Here is a 20,993-nt window from a genome sequence, read left to right on the forward strand (position 1 = left end):
AAGATTTGAATATTATTTGAAAATTTCCTGCAATGAATGGGTTAGGAATAACTTACAGTTCATCCAGGTATGTCCGCCAGATACAATCAGAGGTTCTACTTTGATTTTCTTTTCCTGAAACATCGCAATGTTCTGTTTTACGCTTTCGTAGAGAAAATCTTCGGTGCCCACACTAATGGTAAATTTCTTTACGTGCTTGTTTATCAGCTCAGCGTTGGGGTTCCAGTCTGTAAAATTCTTCTTGAATTCGTCGGTAGCGGTATAAGGGGCATAAGAACAGATATATCCGAATTTATCAGTATTCGTAAAACCTATATTCAATGTCTGACCGCCGCCCACTGAAAACCCTGCCACTGCACGGTTTTTACTATCAGTGGCTACCGGATAATTGGCCTCAATAAATGGAATAATGTCATTGACAATCTCTTTGGTAAAATCAGGCATCGGACTTGGGCGAACATTGCCATACGGCATGACAATAATCATTGGTTTCGCCTTCCCTTGTGCTATCAGATTATCAGCAATCAGATTTGCCCTGCCTACTTTCGTCCAGGTTTCCTGTGTATCAGAGCCTCCATGAATCAGATAAAGCACCGGGTATTTTGTTTTGCCGCTGGCATCAAAATTAGGTGGGGTATACACCAGTAAATCACGTGTACGGCCTAACGTCTTGGCATTATAATACTGATAATGAATTTTGCCATGTGGCACATTTTGTAAAGAGTGTACCAGGGGAGTATTACCCGGAACATCAACGATGCTACGCTTGAATCGCTCATTGGCAAAAATGTAGGTATTGCTTGGGTCTGCAATCTGCACGCTATCCACATAAAAACTATATGGGTAAATATCGGGCTTGATATTGGGAACCGTTACCGACCATATTCCGGAAGTATCTTTGGCCAGTGATAGGGGTGATTTCAGAAACTCGCCTGAAAGTGTTACTTTCTGAGCTTTTTTTGAAAAATATCTGAAAGTAACGCTATTATCAGCGTGAACATCCGGTGAACTAATGGCCGGTGGTCTTTGCTGAGCCATTATCGAGAGGCTTGATAGCAACACTAAAGAACCAAAAAGAGTATATTTTTTCATGGGTATCAAGTTTATTGGAATAATAGGGGTAGAGTCTCATTCATATACTTCTTTACGTTCATCCACGTATGTCCACCATCGGTTACATAGCTTTTGAAGTTTACTTTTTTTGCTTTCAGGTAATCTTCAAATTCAACGGTGCCTTTATATAGAAAGTCTTCGGTTCCGATACCCGACCAGAGTAGTTTCAACTGCTGGTTGGTTTTTGCAGCGTCTCCGCCAATATGACTGAATCCTTTATCCATTTCGGCTGGTGAGATGTAAGAAGCATAGCTGCAAACCCATGCGAATTTGTCCATATTATTAAAGGCAGCTCTCAGGGTTTGCCCACCGCCACGGGAAAAACCTGCAATAGCTCTGTTCTCACGATTAGTGAGCGTGCGGTAATTTTTTTCTATATAAGGGATGATGTTGGTAATCAGGTCTGTTTCAAAAAACTTGGCTCTCTTTACTGCATCTTCACTATCACGATTTATAATATCAGCAGGTTTGGATAAGCCTTTTTGCTCGGCAATGCGCGCCGCCGGATTTCCGTAGGGCATTACCACAATCATAGGTTTCGCTTTTCCATCGGCAATCAGGTTATCAAGAATGAAATTGGTTTTGCCTACCTTATAAAAGGTTTCTTCGGTATCGGTTGTACCACTAATCAGATAAAAAACAGGGTATTTTTTCGCTTTTTCTTTGGTATAACCCGGAGGAGTATAGACAACTAAAGTTCCGGTTGAACCTTCCACCGAAGGATAGTATTCGTAGCTGACAGTCCCGTGAGGTACATCTCTTAAAGAATAGACCGAAGGCGCATCTGCCGGAATATCAACAAGGCTTGCCTTGAAACGTTCGTTCGGGAAAAAGGCTACATTGGCCGGATCCATCACTCCTACTCCATCTACCTGAAAGTTATACGGATAAATATCAGGTTTGATAGACTCTGTGGTTACACTCCAGATACCCTGTGCATCTTTGGTCATGGCTACAGGGGCTCTTAAAAATTGCCCGCTCAGTTTCACCTCATTGGCCAAAGGTGCCAGGTAACGAAAGGTGACTGATTTGTCGGCATTGACTTGTGGAGAAATCACTAATGGCCCTCGTGGTGGCTGGCTTCTGACAATACCGGGCATGGCCAGTATGGCGTAAAACGCTAAAAGCTGAATGATTACTTTAATTTTCATAGTTATGGTTTTTCGGTAAATAATTGACTTATTTGAATAATTTCTGCGCAATGGTAGTGAGGTAGAGCTTGCAGTTCATCCAGGTATGACCACCATCAGAGATCAGGCTTTCGTATTTAATTTTCTTCTGGTCAAGCACCTGCATAAACTCCTGATTTACGCCATATAAGCCGTCTTCTTTGCCTACGCCTATCCAGAATAATTTTAGATTTTTGTTAACCAACTCAGGATTCTTAAAGGCTGCTTCATTGTTTCTGTCAAATTCATTTTTAAGCATGCCGGGTGCAAAGCCGCATACATAGCCAAACTGGTCAGTATTGTTCAGCCCAAAGTATAAGGTAGTACCTCCACCGCCTGAAAAACCCGCAATAGCCCGACTATTTTTATCTTTGATGGTTCGGTAATTTTGTTCGACAAAAGGTATCAGATGATTGAAGAAGTCTTTCTTAAACTCTTGTAAATTATCCCAGTTTCTAAGACTTCCTGATGATTTGCTGATGACCGGATAAGCACGGCCATAGGGCATGACAATAATCATGGGTTTGGCTTTTCCCTGAGCAATCAGATTATCCAGAATAATATTGGCTCTTCCTACTTTGGTCCAGGTTTCTTCTGTATCGGTGGTACCATGTAAGAGATAGAGCACAGGATAAGAAGCTTTAGCACTCGTTTCATAGCCTGGGGGAGTGTATATCACAACGGGACGAGTACCTAATTCGGCAGAATGATAATAACGATAGGAAATAGTACCATGCGGCACATTCTGCACTGTATGCACTAAAGGCGAGTTTCCGGTAATTTCTACCAGACTATTCTGAAAACCTTCATTCGGAAAAATAGCCGAGTTATTAGGGTCAGCTAACTGAATGCCATCTACGTTAAACGCATACGGATACATATCCGGCTTTACAGGAGCCGAAGTAACACTCCACACACCACGTTCGTCTTTGCTCATAGCCAAAGGTGTTTTTTCAAACTGGACATTTAGTTTTACCTCTTTGGCGGCAGGTGCATACAAACGAAACGTAACGGAATGATCTGCATGCACTTCCGGCGAAATAATTGCTGGTCTTGCAACGGGTTGAGCAAAGCCTTCTATCAAAGCACAGACGGTCAGAAAAACGGTAGTAATTAGTTTTACTTTCATTATATCAGAATTATTTAGTCCAACCATTACGTTTCATCCAGTCAAAGAGAGGATTCATCCAGCCTGGGTGCCTGAATATAAATCCGTGGTCGCCTTTCGGGAAAATATGCATTTCTACCTCTACTTTATTTTTGCGCAAACGCTCAAAATAGGAAATGCTATTATCCACATCTACTACTTTGTCGTCAGCAGAATGGGTCAGCCAGGTTGGAGGCGTATTAGCTTTTATTTGCAAATCATTAGAGAAATAGGCTATATCTTCCTGCGATGGATTTTTACCAAGTAGATTCTCTCTTGAACCTTTGTGGGCAAGGCTGTCCTTCATACTGATGACCGGATAAACCAGAATCTGAAAGTCAGGTCTCAGACTTGTATTATTTGGGTTATTTATCCATGATTTCTCAAAATGAGTGGCAGCTGTACTAGCCAGATGCCCACCTGCAGAAAAGCCCATGATACCAATTTTATTTTTGTCAATACCCCATTTTTCAGCATTCTCTCTCACCATTTTCAAGGCTTGCTGTGCATCCTGCAGTGGTCCTATTTTCTTATCCGGCATGATTTCATCACTCGGGAGTCTATATTTAAGTATAAAGGCCGCAATTCCCTTTTCGGCCAAAGCTTTGGCTATATTAATCCCTTCACCATTATATACCACAACACCGTAGCCACCGCCAGGAATAACAATAACCGCAGTACCAGTCGAAAGATTAGGGTCAGCTTTATAGTACTCCAAAGTAGGCGTGGTAATTCCTTTGTAAACGCCATTCTCTGCGCCGGTTTCTTTCATTACAGCCGGTTTTGAATTAGGTACACCATCAGGATAGAGCAGCATTTTTTCTGAAGGCACAATACTGCTTTCGTCAATAGTGATTCTTTTACCTTGTGATGCCAATAAGGCCGCAGCATAGCGTTTACCAAAAATCCTGACTCCGGCACTGCTGAAATGGAGTTTGTCAGGCACGGCAGGTAAACCTTTAGAAGATACTACAGTGGCTTTGGGTAAGGTCTGGGGTAGGCTAGCAATGATTTCATTCATACTGGTACATTTACCGCCCTGGTCTGCGCCGACAACCTCCCCAGCCAGTAAGGGAATGGAATTAGGAGCCAGATTTAAATCGGCCAGAATATCGTTATACAATTTTTTAACCTGCGCTGGCCAGGTTTTATCACCTGTATTTGACTCTCCCTGATGTAATAGAATACCCTTGATTACACCTGATTTCTGGGCAATTCTGGCCATTTCTATCAATCTTTTGTAGGGGTTGCCACCATACTGATTGGCCATGTTAATCATCCATGGCTTTTCTTTCGCCGATGAATCGAGATAAGCCTGATATTTTGCTTTATCAAAAATCTCTAGTTTACTTCCTGCTACTGCTACGTGTACCAGACCTAACGATTGTTGTTGAGGCATGTTTTCAAGCATGGTCCGGCCGAAGTAATCAGCAGGTGAAAGGCCAGTTTTGCAGCGGCATAAGGGTGGTTTGGCTGTATACCATTGGCCTTTAACCCGATTCAGTTCAGGACAATCCAAGGCCTCCAGTATTTTGAAACGGCTGTCGATATTAACAGTATCCTGCGCTTCGATTCTCCCCGCGCCCTCCATATTCGACTGCCCGATGCAGAGGTAAATATGAAAGTTTGGATTTTGAGCAAAAGCTCCTGTTCCCTGAAATAGTAAAAGGAGTGATAGAATACGAAAAAGGTTCTTTCTCATAGTGTTAAAATAGCTGTAAACTATTTACCTGGTTGATGAAATAGTGTCTGAAATTCTGAAATAATCAAAGTCGGCATAGCCCCCAATCTGTTGAGTAGCATAATTAAAAAGACCAAAACGATAACCCATGAAATGCGGAATGGTATATGGCATTTTTAAAGGCTCTCCGATACTACGCCACAATTTGCCATCAAGGCTATAAAAGAAATGAGCTATATCGGCTCTATTCCTGAAGTCACATTCGGCTCTCAGGTAGACTGTGTTTTGTTGCAAAGGTATTTGTTCAATTTCTATGGGCTTGCCGGTATTCGCACTCACCATCACAATTGATTTGCTGCCCTTAACTACCTTCACTCCTACCAGGCCATAGTTTTTCTGTAATAATCCCAGTCCGGCAAAGTCTCCCTGTTGCATATTTGATATATCCAGTAATGTCACACCTGACGATTCAGGACCAATGGTCCTTTGCGTGAGTGTATTTCGGGCTAATACAAAAGAGGTATCTATTCTGCCAGTCTTTAAACGTAAAAAGCCTTTACGTTCTGTAACCGACCATAAGCGATTATCAGGATTATGATTCCATTGCCAGACCAATGGCAAAGACGCGTCTCCTTTTTTACGGGTAAATTCATCTGACTGAACTATGCCCGGAATCAGGCCTTTGCTTGTAGGTAAATCTAATGTTTCAGGTACTTTGCCGTTTTCTCCCAAAACAGGCCAACCATCCTCCCACCTGACAGGTAGGAGATAGGGTATCCGCCCTACCCCTCCAAAATCACGAAACAGGTAGGCAAACCAGCGTCCATCCGGTGTATCAATTAATCCTCCCTGCGCTACGCCTAAGTCCTGTAAAGCTACTCTACCTTCCCAGGGTCCTGTGATTTTATCTGCCCGATGAATGATTACTGTACGCATTCCTCCGCGTGGCCAGGCAATATTAAACAGATAATATTTACCATTTACTTTAAATACCTGCGACCCCTCGGCACCCAACATAATATTTGTTCCGGCCGGATCACTGGCATTCTCAATAATTGTCTGGTCAAGCCCATCTTTTTTGATGCCTGATACCCCGGTATTCAACTCAATAATTTTTATTTTCCCATTGCCATAAATCATATAAACTTTACCATCATCGTCAAAAAACAAGGAATGGTCGTGCAGGCTGGGGGCAAAAGAAACGGCTTTCCAGGGGCCTTTCTCTATATTTTTTGTGGTATAAATATGGGTTTTGCCAGTAGTCTGTGCAAAGGTAGTTACGTAGTAAAGACCCTTGTGATATTTGATACAACTAGCCCATGAGCCTCGCCCATAAGTGCCTTTCCCATCTGTAAGATTGAGTGAGGGAATATTAGCCAACGTATCATATACATAGCCTAGCATTTGCCAGTTGACCAAATCGTTGGATTTCATGATAGGCACACCTGGGCTCATATGCATGGTTGTACTACTCATATAGTAATTCTTACCCACCCGTATCATAGACATATCAGGCACATCAGCAAAAATGACCGGATTTTTTGCCTTGCTTTCCTGCGCCCGAACTACTTGCCCGAGGCAACTGATAAAAATTATCGCTATGATTAACGCTACTTTCTTCATTTCAGCATAGGGTCGTTGCCACTGTATTTCAGGAATTTAAAGGAGGCGCTATTGGTCGAATTTTCACCTGATGAAGTGGCATACATGCCGTACACACAGCCAATAAAACTCCCGGCTTCTTTGGTGCTCAAAAATTTACCATCCATTTTATCTTTCAGCAGGTGCCAGTTTTTAGCATCGGTCGAATAGTAAAAACTGTAATCTGCTCCTTCGGATTTAATCCGGAAAGTAAGTTTTTTTACATTGGCAGTTAGTGGTACCTCCGTCAGCAATTCCATGGTTTTTTCTTTGGGCTGACTTTTGAAAAGCTGGACTACTTCTTTGTCTTCATTTTTAGATTTGGCTATGAAGTAAAAATGTCGCTCGTCCTGAAAAATTACTAATCCTGCTTTTTCGCTCACAGATTTCGGTGAGAAATTCAGTTCAATTTCTGCTGTACTGTTTAAATGTTGCTGGCGTTTGCCCACAAAGGATGGATTGTTGAACTCTGAAATGGTTTCGGGTTTTAGCTTCAAAGTCAGCCCATCAGCTTTTGATGTTTTGAACGAACTGCTATCCACAGTTCGCATGAATAGCAAGGAAGGGTCAAGACCCTTGTCAAAAGTAAGCGTATACTGAAAATTACCTGATTGCGGCAAGCCCCCTTTGGGTTTAATTTCTTTGATATTGGTCTGATAGCTATACTCAATGGCCTTTTCGCCGTGTTCAATCATCGGCCATTCATCTTTCCATGTTACCGGAGCAATAAATGTTTCACGACCCGTATTATAATAATCTCCTTCGTAAGGACGCACTGCCAGGAAAATACAATACATTTTACCATCGGGGCCATCCACAAACTGGGCATGCCCTGCTGAAGTAATTGGGTATTTCCTATCGGCAGGCAATTCTCTTTGGGTTAAGATTGGATTTCCTTCATAAGGCACATAAGGCCCCCATACTGATTTACTACGTAAGATTACTTCTGAGTGATTGACTGAGGTTCCTCCTTCGGCTGCATATAAATAATACCAGTCATTACGTTTCAGGATATGAGGTCCTTCTATCCACACAGGTTTTTTAGAAAGGTCCACCCCCCCGTTCACCAGTTGTTTTTCCTCGCCAACCACTTTCAGGTTCTGGTAATCAAATTCATACATTCTAATGGTCCGATGCCCGGAGTATAAGGGTTTTCTATCTGGTGCATCACTATTATAAATGATATAGGCCTTGTCTGTCTCTTCATCAAAATAAATAGATGGGTCAATGCCTCTTACCTGTGGGATTTTCACCGGATTGCTCCACGGCCCTGCCGGATTTTTGGCAGTTACTACAAAGTTTCCGTCGTGGTCAATATCGGTGCAGGTTACATAATAGATTCCTTTATAGTAGCTGATGGCTGGTGCAAAAAGCCCGCGTGTCATGCGTTCGCCCATGAAATCTAATTGAGACGGTCGGTCTATTACGTTTCCGATTTGCTTCCAGTTTTTAAGGTCTTTGCTGTGCATGACCGGAAGACCCGGAAAATAGGAAAAAGTTGAGTTGACTATATAATAATCTGACCCAACTTTTACAATGCTTGGGTCAGGATAAAAGCCTGTAAGGATCGGATTCACCAAGGTTGTTTGTGCATGAGCCACATGCATGGTTAAGCATAAAAGCGCGATGGATAAGTATTTAGGTATTCTGTTTATCATTACTGATTGTATAGTTTAGGTTTACATGCTCATGAGACTTATGGTTTGTCTCTTTCGTGTGGTTATATCAAATGATTGGGTTTCTTTCAAAACAAGAGATTTAATAGTTAATTAGGTTGAAATAATTGCCGATAACAAAGTTTCAAAGGTATTGACACTTACAAAAGTCCATTTATTAAGATAAAGGGGATAAATAGTAGTATTATTTTCATTAGGGTTTAATGTGTACTCAAAGAATTAATTGCACATGTATTCGTTAAACTCTATCAAAATAAAATATGTGTCATACATACACAAATTTATGTATTATTGCCTGTCAGCCAAATTAATTGTAAGAAAAAAAGAAATAATTTTACAATTTCAATTTTGAAAAGAATAGACCGTCATTCAACGGTCTATTCCTGAATGGTTATCAATACCCGGGATTCTGATCTTTAAGATCAATCTTCGGATTGTTATCAATTTCTGTTTGTGGGAGTGGTAACAATTCATGTTTGTTTGCCACGAAATAAGAGATCGGCTCTGAAGTTGCCTTTTTATTTTTTCTCCATCTGATAATATCAAAGTTGCGTACCTGCTCAGCAGCCAGTTCAATATTACGTTCGTGTTGAATTGCGGCAAATACGCTGGCTTTCGAATCGACCGGATAGTTTTTGGTTGGATAAGGGGGCATATTTACTGATGCTCTGGCTCTCACCTGATTCATGAGTTGAATGGCTCTAGCAGAGTTACCCAATTCATTTTCACATTCTGCCAGCATCAGCAATACATCTGCATATCTCATCACTCTCATATTGATACCACTTGTTGTAAAACCCGCGTTAGATTTATACAGTACAGAATATTTCCTCCAACTGATTTTAAAGGTTTTACCGTCCATTTTTGATGAATTCCCTTGAACATTTTCGTCTTTGATTACATCATTGCCATTATTGAATTTATCTCCGTCTTTCCAGAAAGACATATCAAAACGTGGGTCGTTTTTAGCATCTCCTTTAGCTGTTCTTTCATAATTATCCAGTATTTTATCGGAAGGAATCAGGTTTCTCCATCCAATAGGAGAATACTCCTGCGTTCTGATGGTTTCTTCCTGAGCACTGGTTCCATCACCATCAGGACCACTCCAGTTAAAGGCGCCGTTAGAAGCCGAAAACGCTATCTCAAAAATTGATTCTGCGTTAAACTCTCCCTCTTCGTTGGTCAGATCAAGATAATTATCAACCAACTTGTAAAGACCCGAACTTACTACTTTTTCCAATTCAGTTTTTGCACTGGCGTAATCACCCATCTGAAGATAGGTGCGTGCCATAAGCACCTGCGCAGCAGCTTTGGTTGCCCTTCCATATTGCGTGGCAGGATAGGTAGCCGGTAGGGAACTCTCCGCTGCTTTCAAATCTTCAATTACCTGTTTATATACTTCCTGCTGACTTGATCTTGGCTTTGCCCCTTCAACCGATTTAACATATTCGGTATAGAGAGGCACACCACCCCATAAAGTGCCTAATTCATAATAGGCCCATGCACGCAAAAACTTTGCTTCTCCGGTAACGCGGCTCTTTATATCAGCCGAAAAAGAAACATCCTTTTTATTAGCGCTTTCAAGCACCACATTAGCTCTATGGATAGTTCTGAACCAACCCGTGAAGACCGAGTTTGCGACAGAATTGGCAGGGTCATTTACCCCAATCAATAATTGATTACGTGGGGCTTCCAACTGCCCGCCACCGGTAGCCATTTCATCTCCTCTTAAATCATGCACAAAAAACCACTCTCTGGCTGCAAGACCAAAGCCCTGTACGGTAGCATAGGCCGAGTTTACCCCTGCAATGAGCTCATTATCATTCGTAAAATATGTTTCAAAAGTCACACCGTTTGGATTTACCTTATCCAATACAGAGTCATCACAACTCATCACGGTGGCCAGACCTATGAAGCCTGTAAGAAATATTATTTTTTTCATTTCGAAGTATTTAATCTTTTCTGGCAATTTTTAATTAAAACCAAGGTTCAAACCAATCGTAAGCGTACGTGCCTGCGGATACATTCCGTAGTCTACGCCGTTGGTAAGTAAATTATTATTTCGTGAGGCAATCTCCGGGTCATAGCCACTATATTTGGTAAAGGTCAGCAGGTTCTGGCTCGTGAAATAAATTCTCGCTTTGGTTAATACATTATTGGTCAGTTTGGCAATCTTATCAGATGGTAAAGTATAGCCTATTGTAAGGTTTTTTAATCTTAAATAAGAACCATCCTCAATAAATCTATCCGAAGTTCTTGAATTCTGGTTAGGGTCACCACTTACTGCTCTTGGCACATCTGTATTAGTATTGCTAGGTGTCCAGGCATTCAATACATCTGTAGTGGCATTAAATAATCTCAACATTCCTTGTCCGATAACTTTTGTTCCATTATAGATTTTATTGCCATATACCCCCTGGAAGAACAGACTGAAATCGAAGTTTTTATAAGTTCCTGAATAGTTCAGACCGTAAGAAAATTTAGGCAGATAGCTACCCAGATAGGTTCTATCACTGGCATCAATTTTTCCATCGTTATTCAAATCTCTGAATTTAATATCTCCGGGTTTCGTTCCTTCATTCTGATAAGGTGTAGTTGCATTGCCATCGGCACCGTTAGCTGCAGCTATTTCACCCTCGTTCTGGAAAATCTTCTCTACCTGCCAGCCAAAGAATGACTGTAAAGGATGACCTGCTTCGGTACGTGTAATATCAAATCCGCCGAAATCGGCGTTATTACCCGCATTGATGGTAGCATTTGGGGTATCCAGACTTAATACTTTGTTTCTGACCAAATCGAACGTACCTGTAATGGTTGACTTAAAGTCTTTTGAGTCAATATGGTAACCCAATGCTAGCTCAAAGCCCTTGTTTTCCATGCTTCCTACGTTGGCAAGCGGACTATTTGAGTATCCTTCTGAGTCCGGAAGTGGTACTCTTAATAAGAGACCATCGGTTTTGCGTGAATAAAATTCTGTTGAGATTGTGACTTTATTGCTGAATAAAGAAAGGTCTAAGCCAATGTTTTTCATGGTGGTTTCTTCCCAACTCAACTGCGTATTGCCAAGGCTGTTAAAATACGAACCTAATTGAGAAGCATTGCCAAACGAGTAATTGGTGTTATTTGCTGAAATGAGCGGTTGCCAGTCATAATCGCCGATAGCATTATAACCTGTTACGCCAATACTACCTCTTAGTTTCAATTCATTGATAGCCACTACCTCTTTCATGAATGCTTCTTCACTGATTCTCCAACCAACGGATACTGATGGGAAAGTGCCCCATTTATTACCCGGAGCGAATTTTGACGAACCATCGCGACGTACCGAACCACTTAAGAGATACTTATTATCGTACTCATAGTTCAGACGACCTACATAAGACAATAAGGTATTTTCTGAACTTGAAGTATTGCCATTGATATTGGCTGCTCCCTGAATCTCTTTGATATTATTATCAGGTCGCTGCCCGGTAAGATTAATTGATTTGAAAGAAGCATCCTGTCTTTCGACTACGGCAAGCGCATTAATATAATGTTTACCGAAAGTTTTATCAAAGGTTAGCTGATTAGTTAATATAGTTGAGAAATATTGTCCTCTGTTCTGAGCAAGCTCAGCCGTCTGGCGACTACGGTTGCCATCGTTATAGATTGGAACAAAGCCTGTAAAAATTGAACTCGAATAATCGCCACCCACCGTAAATTTGTATTTTAGCCAGTTAAAGAATTTAACTTCGGCATATACCGTACCGAGCATCTTAAATGAGCGGTCAATCTGGTTCTGTTGCTCCTGCACAGCAATACGCATCGGGTTTTCAGGGTCAGTTGCGTCTAGCCCCTGAGCTGTGGTACTGTACCCACCTAATTTGGTTGGGTCGCTTACTGGCCAGTAAGGAGTCATACGCATAATGTTCATCACCATGCTTCTGCCTCCGGCATCTCTTTCAGCAATACGCTTATCTCTTGATACCATCATCGTTTGCCCGATTGAAATAAATCTTGCGATACTATGATCGGAATTCAAGCGTATACTCTGGCGGCCGTATTCAGTAAATGGCAGAATCCCTTCTTGCTTGAAGTTTCCGACAGACAGATAGAACTTCGATTTATCAGTTCCACCGGCTAATGAAAGCTGATTGTTATGAATCGGACCATTTTTAAACATCACATCCTGCCAATCATTGTCTGTTTGAGCAAAGGTAGTAGCAGCTCCCTCATAGATAGGCGTATTCATAGCTGCAAAACGACCAGGTACCGGTTGACCAGAAGCAGTCAATAGCGCTGTACCGTATTTGATGTATTCTGCACTATTTAATAAATCAAGTTTTCGCCAGGCTGATTGTGTACCTACGTAAGAATCAAGGCTGATACTCAATTTTCCTGCTTTACCTTTTTTGGTAGTAATTAACACTACTCCATTGGCTGCCCGTGAACCATAAATAGCCGAAGCGCTGGCATCTTTCAGTACTTCAATAGATTCGATATCATTCGGTGAAATGGTATTTAACCCTCCTGCCGGAACCCCATCAATTACATACAAAGGATTAGGATTTAAGCTGATAGACCCTACCCCTCTGATACGAACTGTGGGTTCAGCTCCGGGGCTACTATTATTTACAATTGATACGCCCGGTACACGACCTTGCATGGCTTGGGTAGCACTAATAACAGGTTGTGTGGAAAGTTCTTTATTGGTAATGGATGATACTGCACCCGTAAGAGACGATTTCTTTTGTGTGCCATACCCTACTACAATGATTTCCTCCATCATATCGGCATTTACTTCTAAAGAAACATTAATCTCTTTTTGATTACCTACCTGTATTTCAAGAGACTTATACCCTAAAAAACTAAATACTAAGGTCGACCCATTAGTCGCCGCTATCTCATAGCGCCCGCCGGCATCTGTTATAGTGCCTTTGGTATCGCCTTTAATCACAACATTTACTCCTTGAAATGCCTCGCCATTTTCATTTTTGACCACACCTCTGACCTGCGCCAGCAATGTTCCCATAGAAAATAAAGACAATGAAAAAAACAGCAGCAGCCTTATCGACTTCCGTGATAAACCTCGCTGGATGGTCGTTTTGTAGTTGTTTACCTTCATTTTTAAAAAGTTAAAATAAATTGTAAGAATAGAAACTTTATTATTTTTTTTTGTGTAATTTTGATATGTGTCAATTTAACACAAATAAATATGTGTCAAATGTACACATAATAATATAAAAACAAACTGAATATGATTTTTTTTTTATTCGCTAGTATTATTTTAACAATTGTTTGAGTTGCTCTTGAAATATTTCATTAAAATCACAATCAATTTCTATTATTTACCAATGAGACCGATCTTAACTATCTTAATCTGCCTACTGTTTTTATCCGGCTGCAAAACAGAACCGAACAAACTCTTTGAAAAACTATCAGGTTCTGAAACAGGAGTTGATTTTATCAATAAGCTGGAAGCTAACGAAGACCTGAATGCTTTTACCTTTACCAATTTTTACAATGGAGGAGGTGTGGGGATTGGCGATTTTAACAACGACGGTCTTGATGATGTCTTCTTTACAGGAAATCAGGTTAGTTGTGAGTTATATATGAATAAGGGAGAATTGAGATTTGAAAAAATCACAAAAGCAGCAGGATTAACAACAGACAGATGGTGTAATGGGGTTTCGGCAGTTGATATTAACAATGATGGTTGGGATGATATTTATATTTCGGTTGCGTACCATCCTTCTATGACTGATACTCATAATCTCTTATATATTAATCAGAAAACGCCTGTTCCAACCTTTAAAGAGGCAGCAGCGGCTTATGGACTTGATTATGCCGGATATACTACTCAGGCTGTATTTTTTGATTATGATATTGATGGTGACCTTGATGTCTTTTTATTAAATACTTCGCCGGATACACAGAATCCAAGTTATTTGAGGCCTGCCATTAATGATGGTTCACATCCCTCAACCAGTAAACTCTTTCAAAACTATAGTATAACAGATGGTCATCCTATTTATAAAGATGTATCAAAAGAGGCCGGTATAATTTATGAAGGCTTAGGGCTAGGTGTAGTTGTATCAGACTACAATAATGATAGCTGGCCGGATATCTATTGTTCTAACGATTTTCTTAGCTCAGATGTCCTTTATTTAAATAAGGGCAATGGTACATTTGAAAATATAATCAAAAAAGCTATGCCCCATACTGCCCTATCAGGTATGGGTATAGATGCTGCGGATATTAATCAGGATGGCAAGGTAGATATTTTCCAGTTGGATATGCTACCGGAAGATAATGCCAGGCAGAAGCAAATGCTGGGCAAACCTGATTATGATAAAAAACAAATGAGCATAAACACCCCCTACAACTATGAATTGCAGTATATGAGAAATATGTTGCAAGTCAATCTTGGCAATGAAAATGGTATCCCACAATTCAGTGAAAACGGTCTTTTAGCAGGAATCGCCAAAACAGACTGGAGTTGGTCAACCTTACTTTGTGATTTTGATAATGATAGGCTGAAAGATGTTTTTGTTTCAAATGGTTATAGGAAGAATGTAACGGACCTTGATTTTATCAGCTATTTTCGCAACAAAGATATGTTTGGCTCGGATAAAGCGAGAGCAGAAAATCGTAAGGACCTGATTGAAAAAGTACCAGAAATACCACTGAAAAATTATGCGTATCAAAACAAAGGTAATCTCGCGTTTGAAGATGTATCTGAAAAATGGGGATTAAACGAACTCTCTTATGCTAACGGTGCAGCATATACTGATCTTGATAATGATGGTGATCTGGATTTAATTGTGAACAATGTAGATAGCGAAGCTTCTATTTTCAGAAATTCATCAGAACTACAGAATCAAAACCGTAGCCTAACAATCGATTTTGAAGGAAATATTAATAACAAGTCAGGAATAGGTGCTAGAGTAGAAGCCTGGGTTGGTGATGAACAGCTTTTATTTGAAAACTATCCGGTAAGAGGTTATCTTTCTTCTATGCCTCACCCTATTGTAATAGGATTGGGCAAAAACAAAATCATTGATTCGTTACTCATTACCTGGCCCGATGGTAAAGTTCAGGAAAAATATGCGATTGACAGCAAAATTGGAAAATTAACTGTAAAATATAGGGAGGCTACTCAAAGTAAAAAGCTTATTGATAGGTTCAATAAGCTTTTTCAGGTGAGCAATGGGCTACTTGATTTTGAACATAAGGAATTTAATTATGTAGATTTTAATCAAACGGCCACTCTTCATAAAATGCTTTCGAAGCCAGGTCCGGCTGTTGCTAAAGCAGACATTAATGGTGATGGTATAGAAGACCTGGCTATAGGAGGGTCATTCAGAGGAAGTGAGACACAAATTTTTACTCAGGATAAAACAGGGAAATTTAAAAAGGTTTCGGAAATACCTACGAGCAAAAATATGGAACTCGGTGCTATTCATTTTTTTGATGCGGATAAGGATGGAGATCAGGATTTAATCTTTGCCGGAGGAAGTTGCGAGAGACCATTAAATGTATCAGAAGCTTTTCAACCACAACTATGGCTCAATAGTGGAAAAGGAAATTTTACAAGCACAAAAGATTTCCCTTCCATTCATGTAAGTAGCCATACAATCACAACACTTGATATAGATAATGATAATGACCTGGATATTTTTATAGGTGGGCGAGTTATTCCCAATGAATATCCTAATGAACCCCAAAGCTATATTCTTAGAAATGACGGAGGGAAATTTATAGATGCAACTGCTCAACTCGCTCCATTTCTGAATAAACTCGGGATGGTTTGTGATGCTAAAGCAATTGATATAGATAAAGATGGATATAAGGATTTGGCAATAGTTGGTGAATGGATGCCATTGACTATTCTAAAAAACAATAAGGGTCGGTTGACGCTGTCGCATAAAGAAAAAACAGAGGGTTGGTGGAACGCTGTTGAAGTAGCAGACCTGAATAAAGATGGTTTTGATGATTTGATACTTGGTAACGAAGGACTAAACTCTTTTTATAAAGCAAATGCTGAGCACCCTATAGTTTTATTAGCGAAAGATTTTGATAACAATAACAGAATTGATCCGATAATGGGTCAATATAACAACGGCCAATTAGTTCCGGTTCATCCACGCGAAAACCTGAATCTGCAAATCAATGCTTTTCGCAAAAGGTTTACGAATTTCAAAGACTATTCAGGTGTACTATTTAAGGACTTATTTTCTGAAAACGACAAAAAAGGAGCTATGCAAAAAGATGTTTATGAGCTAAGCAGTTGCGTTGCTATGAATGATGGTAAAGGCAGTTTTCAGCTTGTGCCTCTTCCGTGGCAGGCACAACAATCTCCTGTTTTCTCAATAATACCAGAAGACTATAATCATGATGGAAATATTGATTTATTGCTGGGAGGTAATTTCTTTGCCAACGAAGCCCATCAAGGCAGGCAGGATGCTTCAAGAGGAACTATTTTGCTAGGAAATGGAAAGGGAGGATTTCAACCCATGACTTTTGAACAAAGTGGTCTTAATTTCAGTGGTGACATCCGTACCTGTTTATTTTTTAAAAGCAATGGCATTTTACAGGTTTTTGCTAACTCAGGTAGGGCTCAGTCTTATATACTCAATTTGGACTTTCACAAATGAAACACAAAATCAACGCAGTTTACATAATTGGAAGAAAGTATATTTTCCAATTCCTTAATAAGTTTTAATAAAAGCACCTACCTAATAGTTCAATTGTAAATATAATTATGCGCCATACTTAATAGATACATACAAATTTCTCATGCATTAGCTATATAATAAGCCTCTCATTATAATCATCCAGAATATTAATTGGTAGGCGTTTAAGATATATTTCTGTAGTTTTATACTAGAATGCATTGAACTAATAGCTATAAGAAGAATTTCATGAAGCATCGTGTGGGTTACAATTGAATGAAGACTAACATAATTTGTTAGATTTAAGTCATTATCTCCTACAGAGACAAGTACCTTAAGTTTTATTGTATCTTTTCCTGGCCCATTGAATGTCTTTTTCGCTAAGATCAAACACTAACGCAAAATGGTCGTGCTTATAATGAGTTTGATAAGTCCTATGGGATTAATAAGGAAAATCCGGATGTAGCAAGAGAATTAGCGGATGAATATTTAGAATTAGGGAAGGACAAAAAGCTGTTGAAATTTCATTATAAGCTTTGAGCCTGGAGGAAAAAGACGCATATCTGGTTGGTAATCTCGCATTGGCCTATTTAATCAATAAAGACTTAAATTTGTCAAAAAAAAGCAGTTGATAAGGCAATTGTAGCAGATACATCAGACCTAATACTAAATAATTTAAAAAAATTATCGATGAGGTTATTTCAGGTAAACGTGCACAATCAAAAAAAATTAAGTGATTTAAAATCTTGAATAAGCAAATACTAATTAGCATTTAAGAAAGATTTTGCTCAAAAGTGGAAACAAATAATCACTACTTAATTATCTTACCATCAAAAACAAATCCCAGACATAATCCGTTAAAACCTAAAGACCCAAAATTGATAATTAATCAGAAAGCCATATCATGAAAAAGTTAATCTGTTTATTATTGCTCATTACTCAGATAGCCGCAGGACAAGCGATAGAAAAAGGCGATAAATTAATTAGTAATGATCTGGTACTTATGGCAAGGGGAGCTGATATTGATAGTTCAGGTATTAGAATTGTAGCTGAAGAAGAGACTGATAGCAATCTGGAGGGTTTTGTGAATGTAAAATCGCTTGGCGCAAAAGGGGATGGCAAAACTGATGACAGACTTGCTCTACAAAATGCCATTAATGCCAACGCAAAGTTATATTTCCCGGATGGAGTTTATACTATTGGTAACGAATTGATGGTCACTAAAAAGCTAACCATCAGAGGCGGGAAAAAAGCCAGAATAATTAAAAATTTCAGCTCGCCCAATACAGCTTTATTCAAATGTAAATCTTCTGATATAGACATAGCTAATGTAGAAATAAAAGGTATAAGCACATCAAAATTTGTTCAGAACGAATATGGTATTCATATTTTGGGTACTTCTTCTGATATCCATGATGGCATCAGGATTGTAAATACCCGCATTTCTACGCTTGGCCACGCAGCCATTTGTATTGAATATGGAAAAGACTTCATAGTGAGTGGCAATCGCATCATCGATATTAATTGTACAGGTATAGAAATACTTTCTTCTGAAAAAGGTACAATTAGTAAGAATATAGTCAGAGATATTAATATAGGTTCAGCTGGAAATACTTACGGTATAATTCTAAGCCTCAGATTGTGCGATGTAGACTTACCATCCAGAGATATAGTTGTCAAAAATAATACAGTGGTAAATGTTCCTCTATGGGAGGGGATAGACACCCACGCAGGGCAAGACATTCAAATTATTGGTAATACCATATTGAATTGTGCCTATGGTATCAATGCGAGCCGGTGTAGTGCTACTTCATCGATGGTACCAGAGAATATCACCATTGCCAATAATATCATCCGAAAAGGAACAGTTCAGACGCCCGGTCGTGGAATTGGAAGTGGAGGGTCTTCTAATACCTATGCTAAAAATATCGTTGTCAGTAACAATGAGGTAGATGGCTATGGGATAGACAATAACTCTGAGGGCGCCATCATGTTTTATTCGACTAAAAAATTGAAGATAAATGCCAATACTATTACGAATAGCACAGCGTCTGGTATTAATATCCAAAACCGGAATGAAGATTACGTAATCACAAAAAATACGATTAAAAAATTAAACAGAGGCTCTACAAACGCTGCTGGAATCATTATCAGAAATGCTGGACAATCGGGCACCGTGCAGGATAATTATGTAGATGCTAATAAAGAATACAGCATGATGGTTTATGGAAAGGGATCGAATTATTTCAAGAACAATACTTTCCTTTCGAATAGAGGCAAATACATTGGCGCTGAATATGTAAAAGGTCTTGAATTGGTAGAAACCACGACTAATGATTTACCTCCAATTGAAAGTAATTCCAAAGCCACCTTTACGATAAATGTTAATTCTGCACGACCTGGAGATAATGTTGATGTTTCTACTAAAGCAAATATCGGCAGTGTATCCATAACTGGTGAAGTCTCTGCAACGAATATTGTAACAATTACTATACAGAATAATTCAGGCAAGAAAGTTGACCCTCCGCTTTGTTCCTATTCCGTAAAAGTTACCAAACAATAACTGAGGTTGGGAGACTCTCCTATTCTATCTCAAAATAATCAAATTCTCCTCTGTTGCTTCTGGCAGAAACGGTTTTGTCGCAACTCTCCCATACGAAATAATCACCTTTTAGCTGAAATTTCCCTTCCGCTGACATCAAATCTTCTCCCATATAAATAGGTTTGGCTGGCAAGGCATTATAGAAACCATCACCTTCAATACTATAGTAATTTCCATCTGATAACTGAACAAGCACGAAGAATACGGTTTTATCTCTATTCTGGTATTGGCCTATGCGCAAAGGGGCATTCCGGACATGCATATTGGGTTTATCGCAAGGCTTACTTAAAACCAGTTGCATCAAAGCAGGTTGGGTAGTAATGGCATTAACAATAATGGCCCGATAGGCAAATTCCAGGCTCTTTAGTTCATAGTAGTCTTCTTTAATAGGCTTGAAAATCTTCTGGTAGGTTTCCTGCTCTCTCTTATTGGTGGTTACATATTTGGCATATACATAGCCTATATCATCAAGATTGAACAGGTAACTTACAAACGGAAAATCGCTCATTATTACCTTATAGAATGCCCCCTGTTTTTCATTCGAATAGAGTTTCAGCTCAGCAAAAGTCAAAGTTTCTTTATTGTCTCTACCTTTCGCCTTACCAAACAGATTCATGCTACCCAAAACTTTAGCATTTTTATCAGAAGAGGTTCTAACCAGTAACTCGTCAGTCAATACATAAACAAATCCCAACTTCTGATACGCTATAAATTTATAGACAGTATAGATAGACGCAAATATTATAAAGACAACTATACCAATGCGCCAGTAATTATATTTATAGCGGGGCTTTATTGCAGTCGACTCTCTGCTTACCGGAGTCTTAGGGGGAATATTTGCAGGCGCAGGATTAACAGGAATTGGATTTATTGTTGGTTTTTCCGTTACTGCCGGGGTAATCATTTTGACAGACAAAGGGGTCTCTCTTACAGGCGATATCTGTTCTACAGGTTTAGTTTCCAGCTCAGACTCAGGACTTGCTTCAACCGGAATAGTAACAGGTAGCTGAACAGGAGTTAACTCTTCTTGTGTATCAGGTACAATAACAGGTAATTCTTCGGCTTCTACCTCAATTATTTCCGGATTTTCTTTGATTGGATTGATAGAGTTCAGAAAACTTCTTTCCTCATACGCCCCATTCAACTCAAATTTCTGATATAATAGTTGCAGATATTGATTGATCTGTTGGTCGTTAAGCAATCTCAACTTATCCAGTTTTTCCTGAGGTAAAACCAGTTTATGGTATCGTGTGCCTAAAAAATTCAGATATTCAATAAAATGCTTGTGCTCAATCTTAGTCATAAAACAT

Annotated in this window: 11 protein-coding genes and 1 pseudogene; 2 read left to right on the forward strand and 10 right to left on the reverse strand. The window is 39.5% G+C overall.

Annotated elements, in window-relative coordinates:
• Window positions 1–12 precede the first annotated feature (12 nt).
• The 9 genes and pseudogenes from D0T08_RS02505 to D0T08_RS02540 all read right to left on the reverse strand — a co-directional run bounded on the left by D0T08_RS02505 (window position 13) and on the right by D0T08_RS02540 (window position 13,438).
• Window positions 13–1,092: an esterase gene (locus D0T08_RS02505; protein WP_116980982.1), complete on the reverse strand. Its 1,080-nt coding sequence runs from the start codon at window positions 1,090–1,092 to the stop codon at window positions 13–15.
• Window positions 1,093–1,103: 11 nt separating this feature from the next.
• A complete protein-coding gene (locus tag D0T08_RS02510; protein WP_116980983.1) occupies window positions 1,104–2,264 on the reverse strand; it encodes an esterase family protein in 1,161 nt (386 codons plus the stop codon).
• Window positions 2,265–2,292: 28 nt separating this feature from the next.
• Window positions 2,293–3,411: an esterase gene (locus tag D0T08_RS02515; RefSeq protein WP_116981484.1), complete on the reverse strand. Its 1,119-nt coding sequence runs from the start codon at window positions 3,409–3,411 to the stop codon at window positions 2,293–2,295.
• A gap of 10 nt (window positions 3,412–3,421) precedes the next feature.
• On the reverse strand, window positions 3,422–4,246 hold the full coding sequence (locus D0T08_RS27735; RefSeq protein WP_199538119.1) for an alpha/beta hydrolase: 825 nt from the start codon (window positions 4,244–4,246) through the stop codon (window positions 3,422–3,424).
• A 69-nt stretch (window positions 4,247–4,315) separates the two neighbouring features.
• A pseudogene (locus D0T08_RS27740) lies at window positions 4,316–5,131 on the reverse strand (sialate O-acetylesterase); the annotation flags it as partial.
• Window positions 5,132–5,155: 24 nt separating this feature from the next.
• Complete coding sequence (locus D0T08_RS02525) at window positions 5,156–6,733, reverse strand: glycoside hydrolase 43 family protein (RefSeq protein ID WP_116980985.1); 1,578 nt, start codon at window positions 6,731–6,733, stop codon at window positions 5,156–5,158.
• The gene (locus D0T08_RS02530; protein ID WP_229238899.1) at window positions 6,730–8,358 is read right to left on the reverse strand and encodes a glycoside hydrolase family 43 protein; all 1,629 of its coding nucleotides are present in this window, start codon (window positions 8,356–8,358) and stop codon (window positions 6,730–6,732) included. Before D0T08_RS02530 ends, D0T08_RS02525 begins: the two co-directional genes overlap by 4 nt.
• Window positions 8,359–8,821: 463 nt before the next feature.
• Entirely contained in the window at window positions 8,822–10,369 is a 1,548-nt protein-coding gene (locus tag D0T08_RS02535) for a RagB/SusD family nutrient uptake outer membrane protein (RefSeq protein ID WP_116980987.1), read from the reverse strand.
• 30 nt (window positions 10,370–10,399) lie between these two features.
• A complete protein-coding gene (locus tag D0T08_RS02540) occupies window positions 10,400–13,438 on the reverse strand; it encodes a TonB-dependent receptor (protein WP_229238884.1) in 3,039 nt (1,012 codons plus the stop codon).
• Window positions 13,439–13,760: 322 nt separating this feature from the next.
• On the opposite strand from D0T08_RS02540, the gene D0T08_RS02545 reads away from it, so the two are divergent.
• Together D0T08_RS02545 and D0T08_RS02550 are read left to right on the forward strand one after the other, a co-directional pair.
• A complete protein-coding gene (locus tag D0T08_RS02545) occupies window positions 13,761–17,063 on the forward strand; it encodes a VCBS repeat-containing protein (RefSeq protein ID WP_116980989.1) in 3,303 nt (1,100 codons plus the stop codon).
• Window positions 17,064–17,985: 922 nt separating this feature from the next.
• Window positions 17,986–19,644, forward strand: a complete 1,659-nt coding sequence (locus D0T08_RS02550) for a right-handed parallel beta-helix repeat-containing protein (protein ID WP_116980990.1) — start codon at window positions 17,986–17,988, stop codon at window positions 19,642–19,644.
• Between the two features lie 19 nt (window positions 19,645–19,663).
• Here D0T08_RS02550 and D0T08_RS02555 read toward each other — a convergent pair whose 3' ends face one another.
• Window positions 19,664–20,986, reverse strand: a complete 1,323-nt coding sequence (locus D0T08_RS02555) for a hypothetical protein (protein WP_116980991.1) — start codon at window positions 20,984–20,986, stop codon at window positions 19,664–19,666.
• Window positions 20,987–20,993 lie beyond the last annotated feature (7 nt).

Origin of the sequence: Emticicia sp. C21 (assembly GCF_003418935.1) — a bacterium.
Lineage (GTDB): Bacteria > Bacteroidota > Bacteroidia > Cytophagales > Spirosomataceae > Emticicia.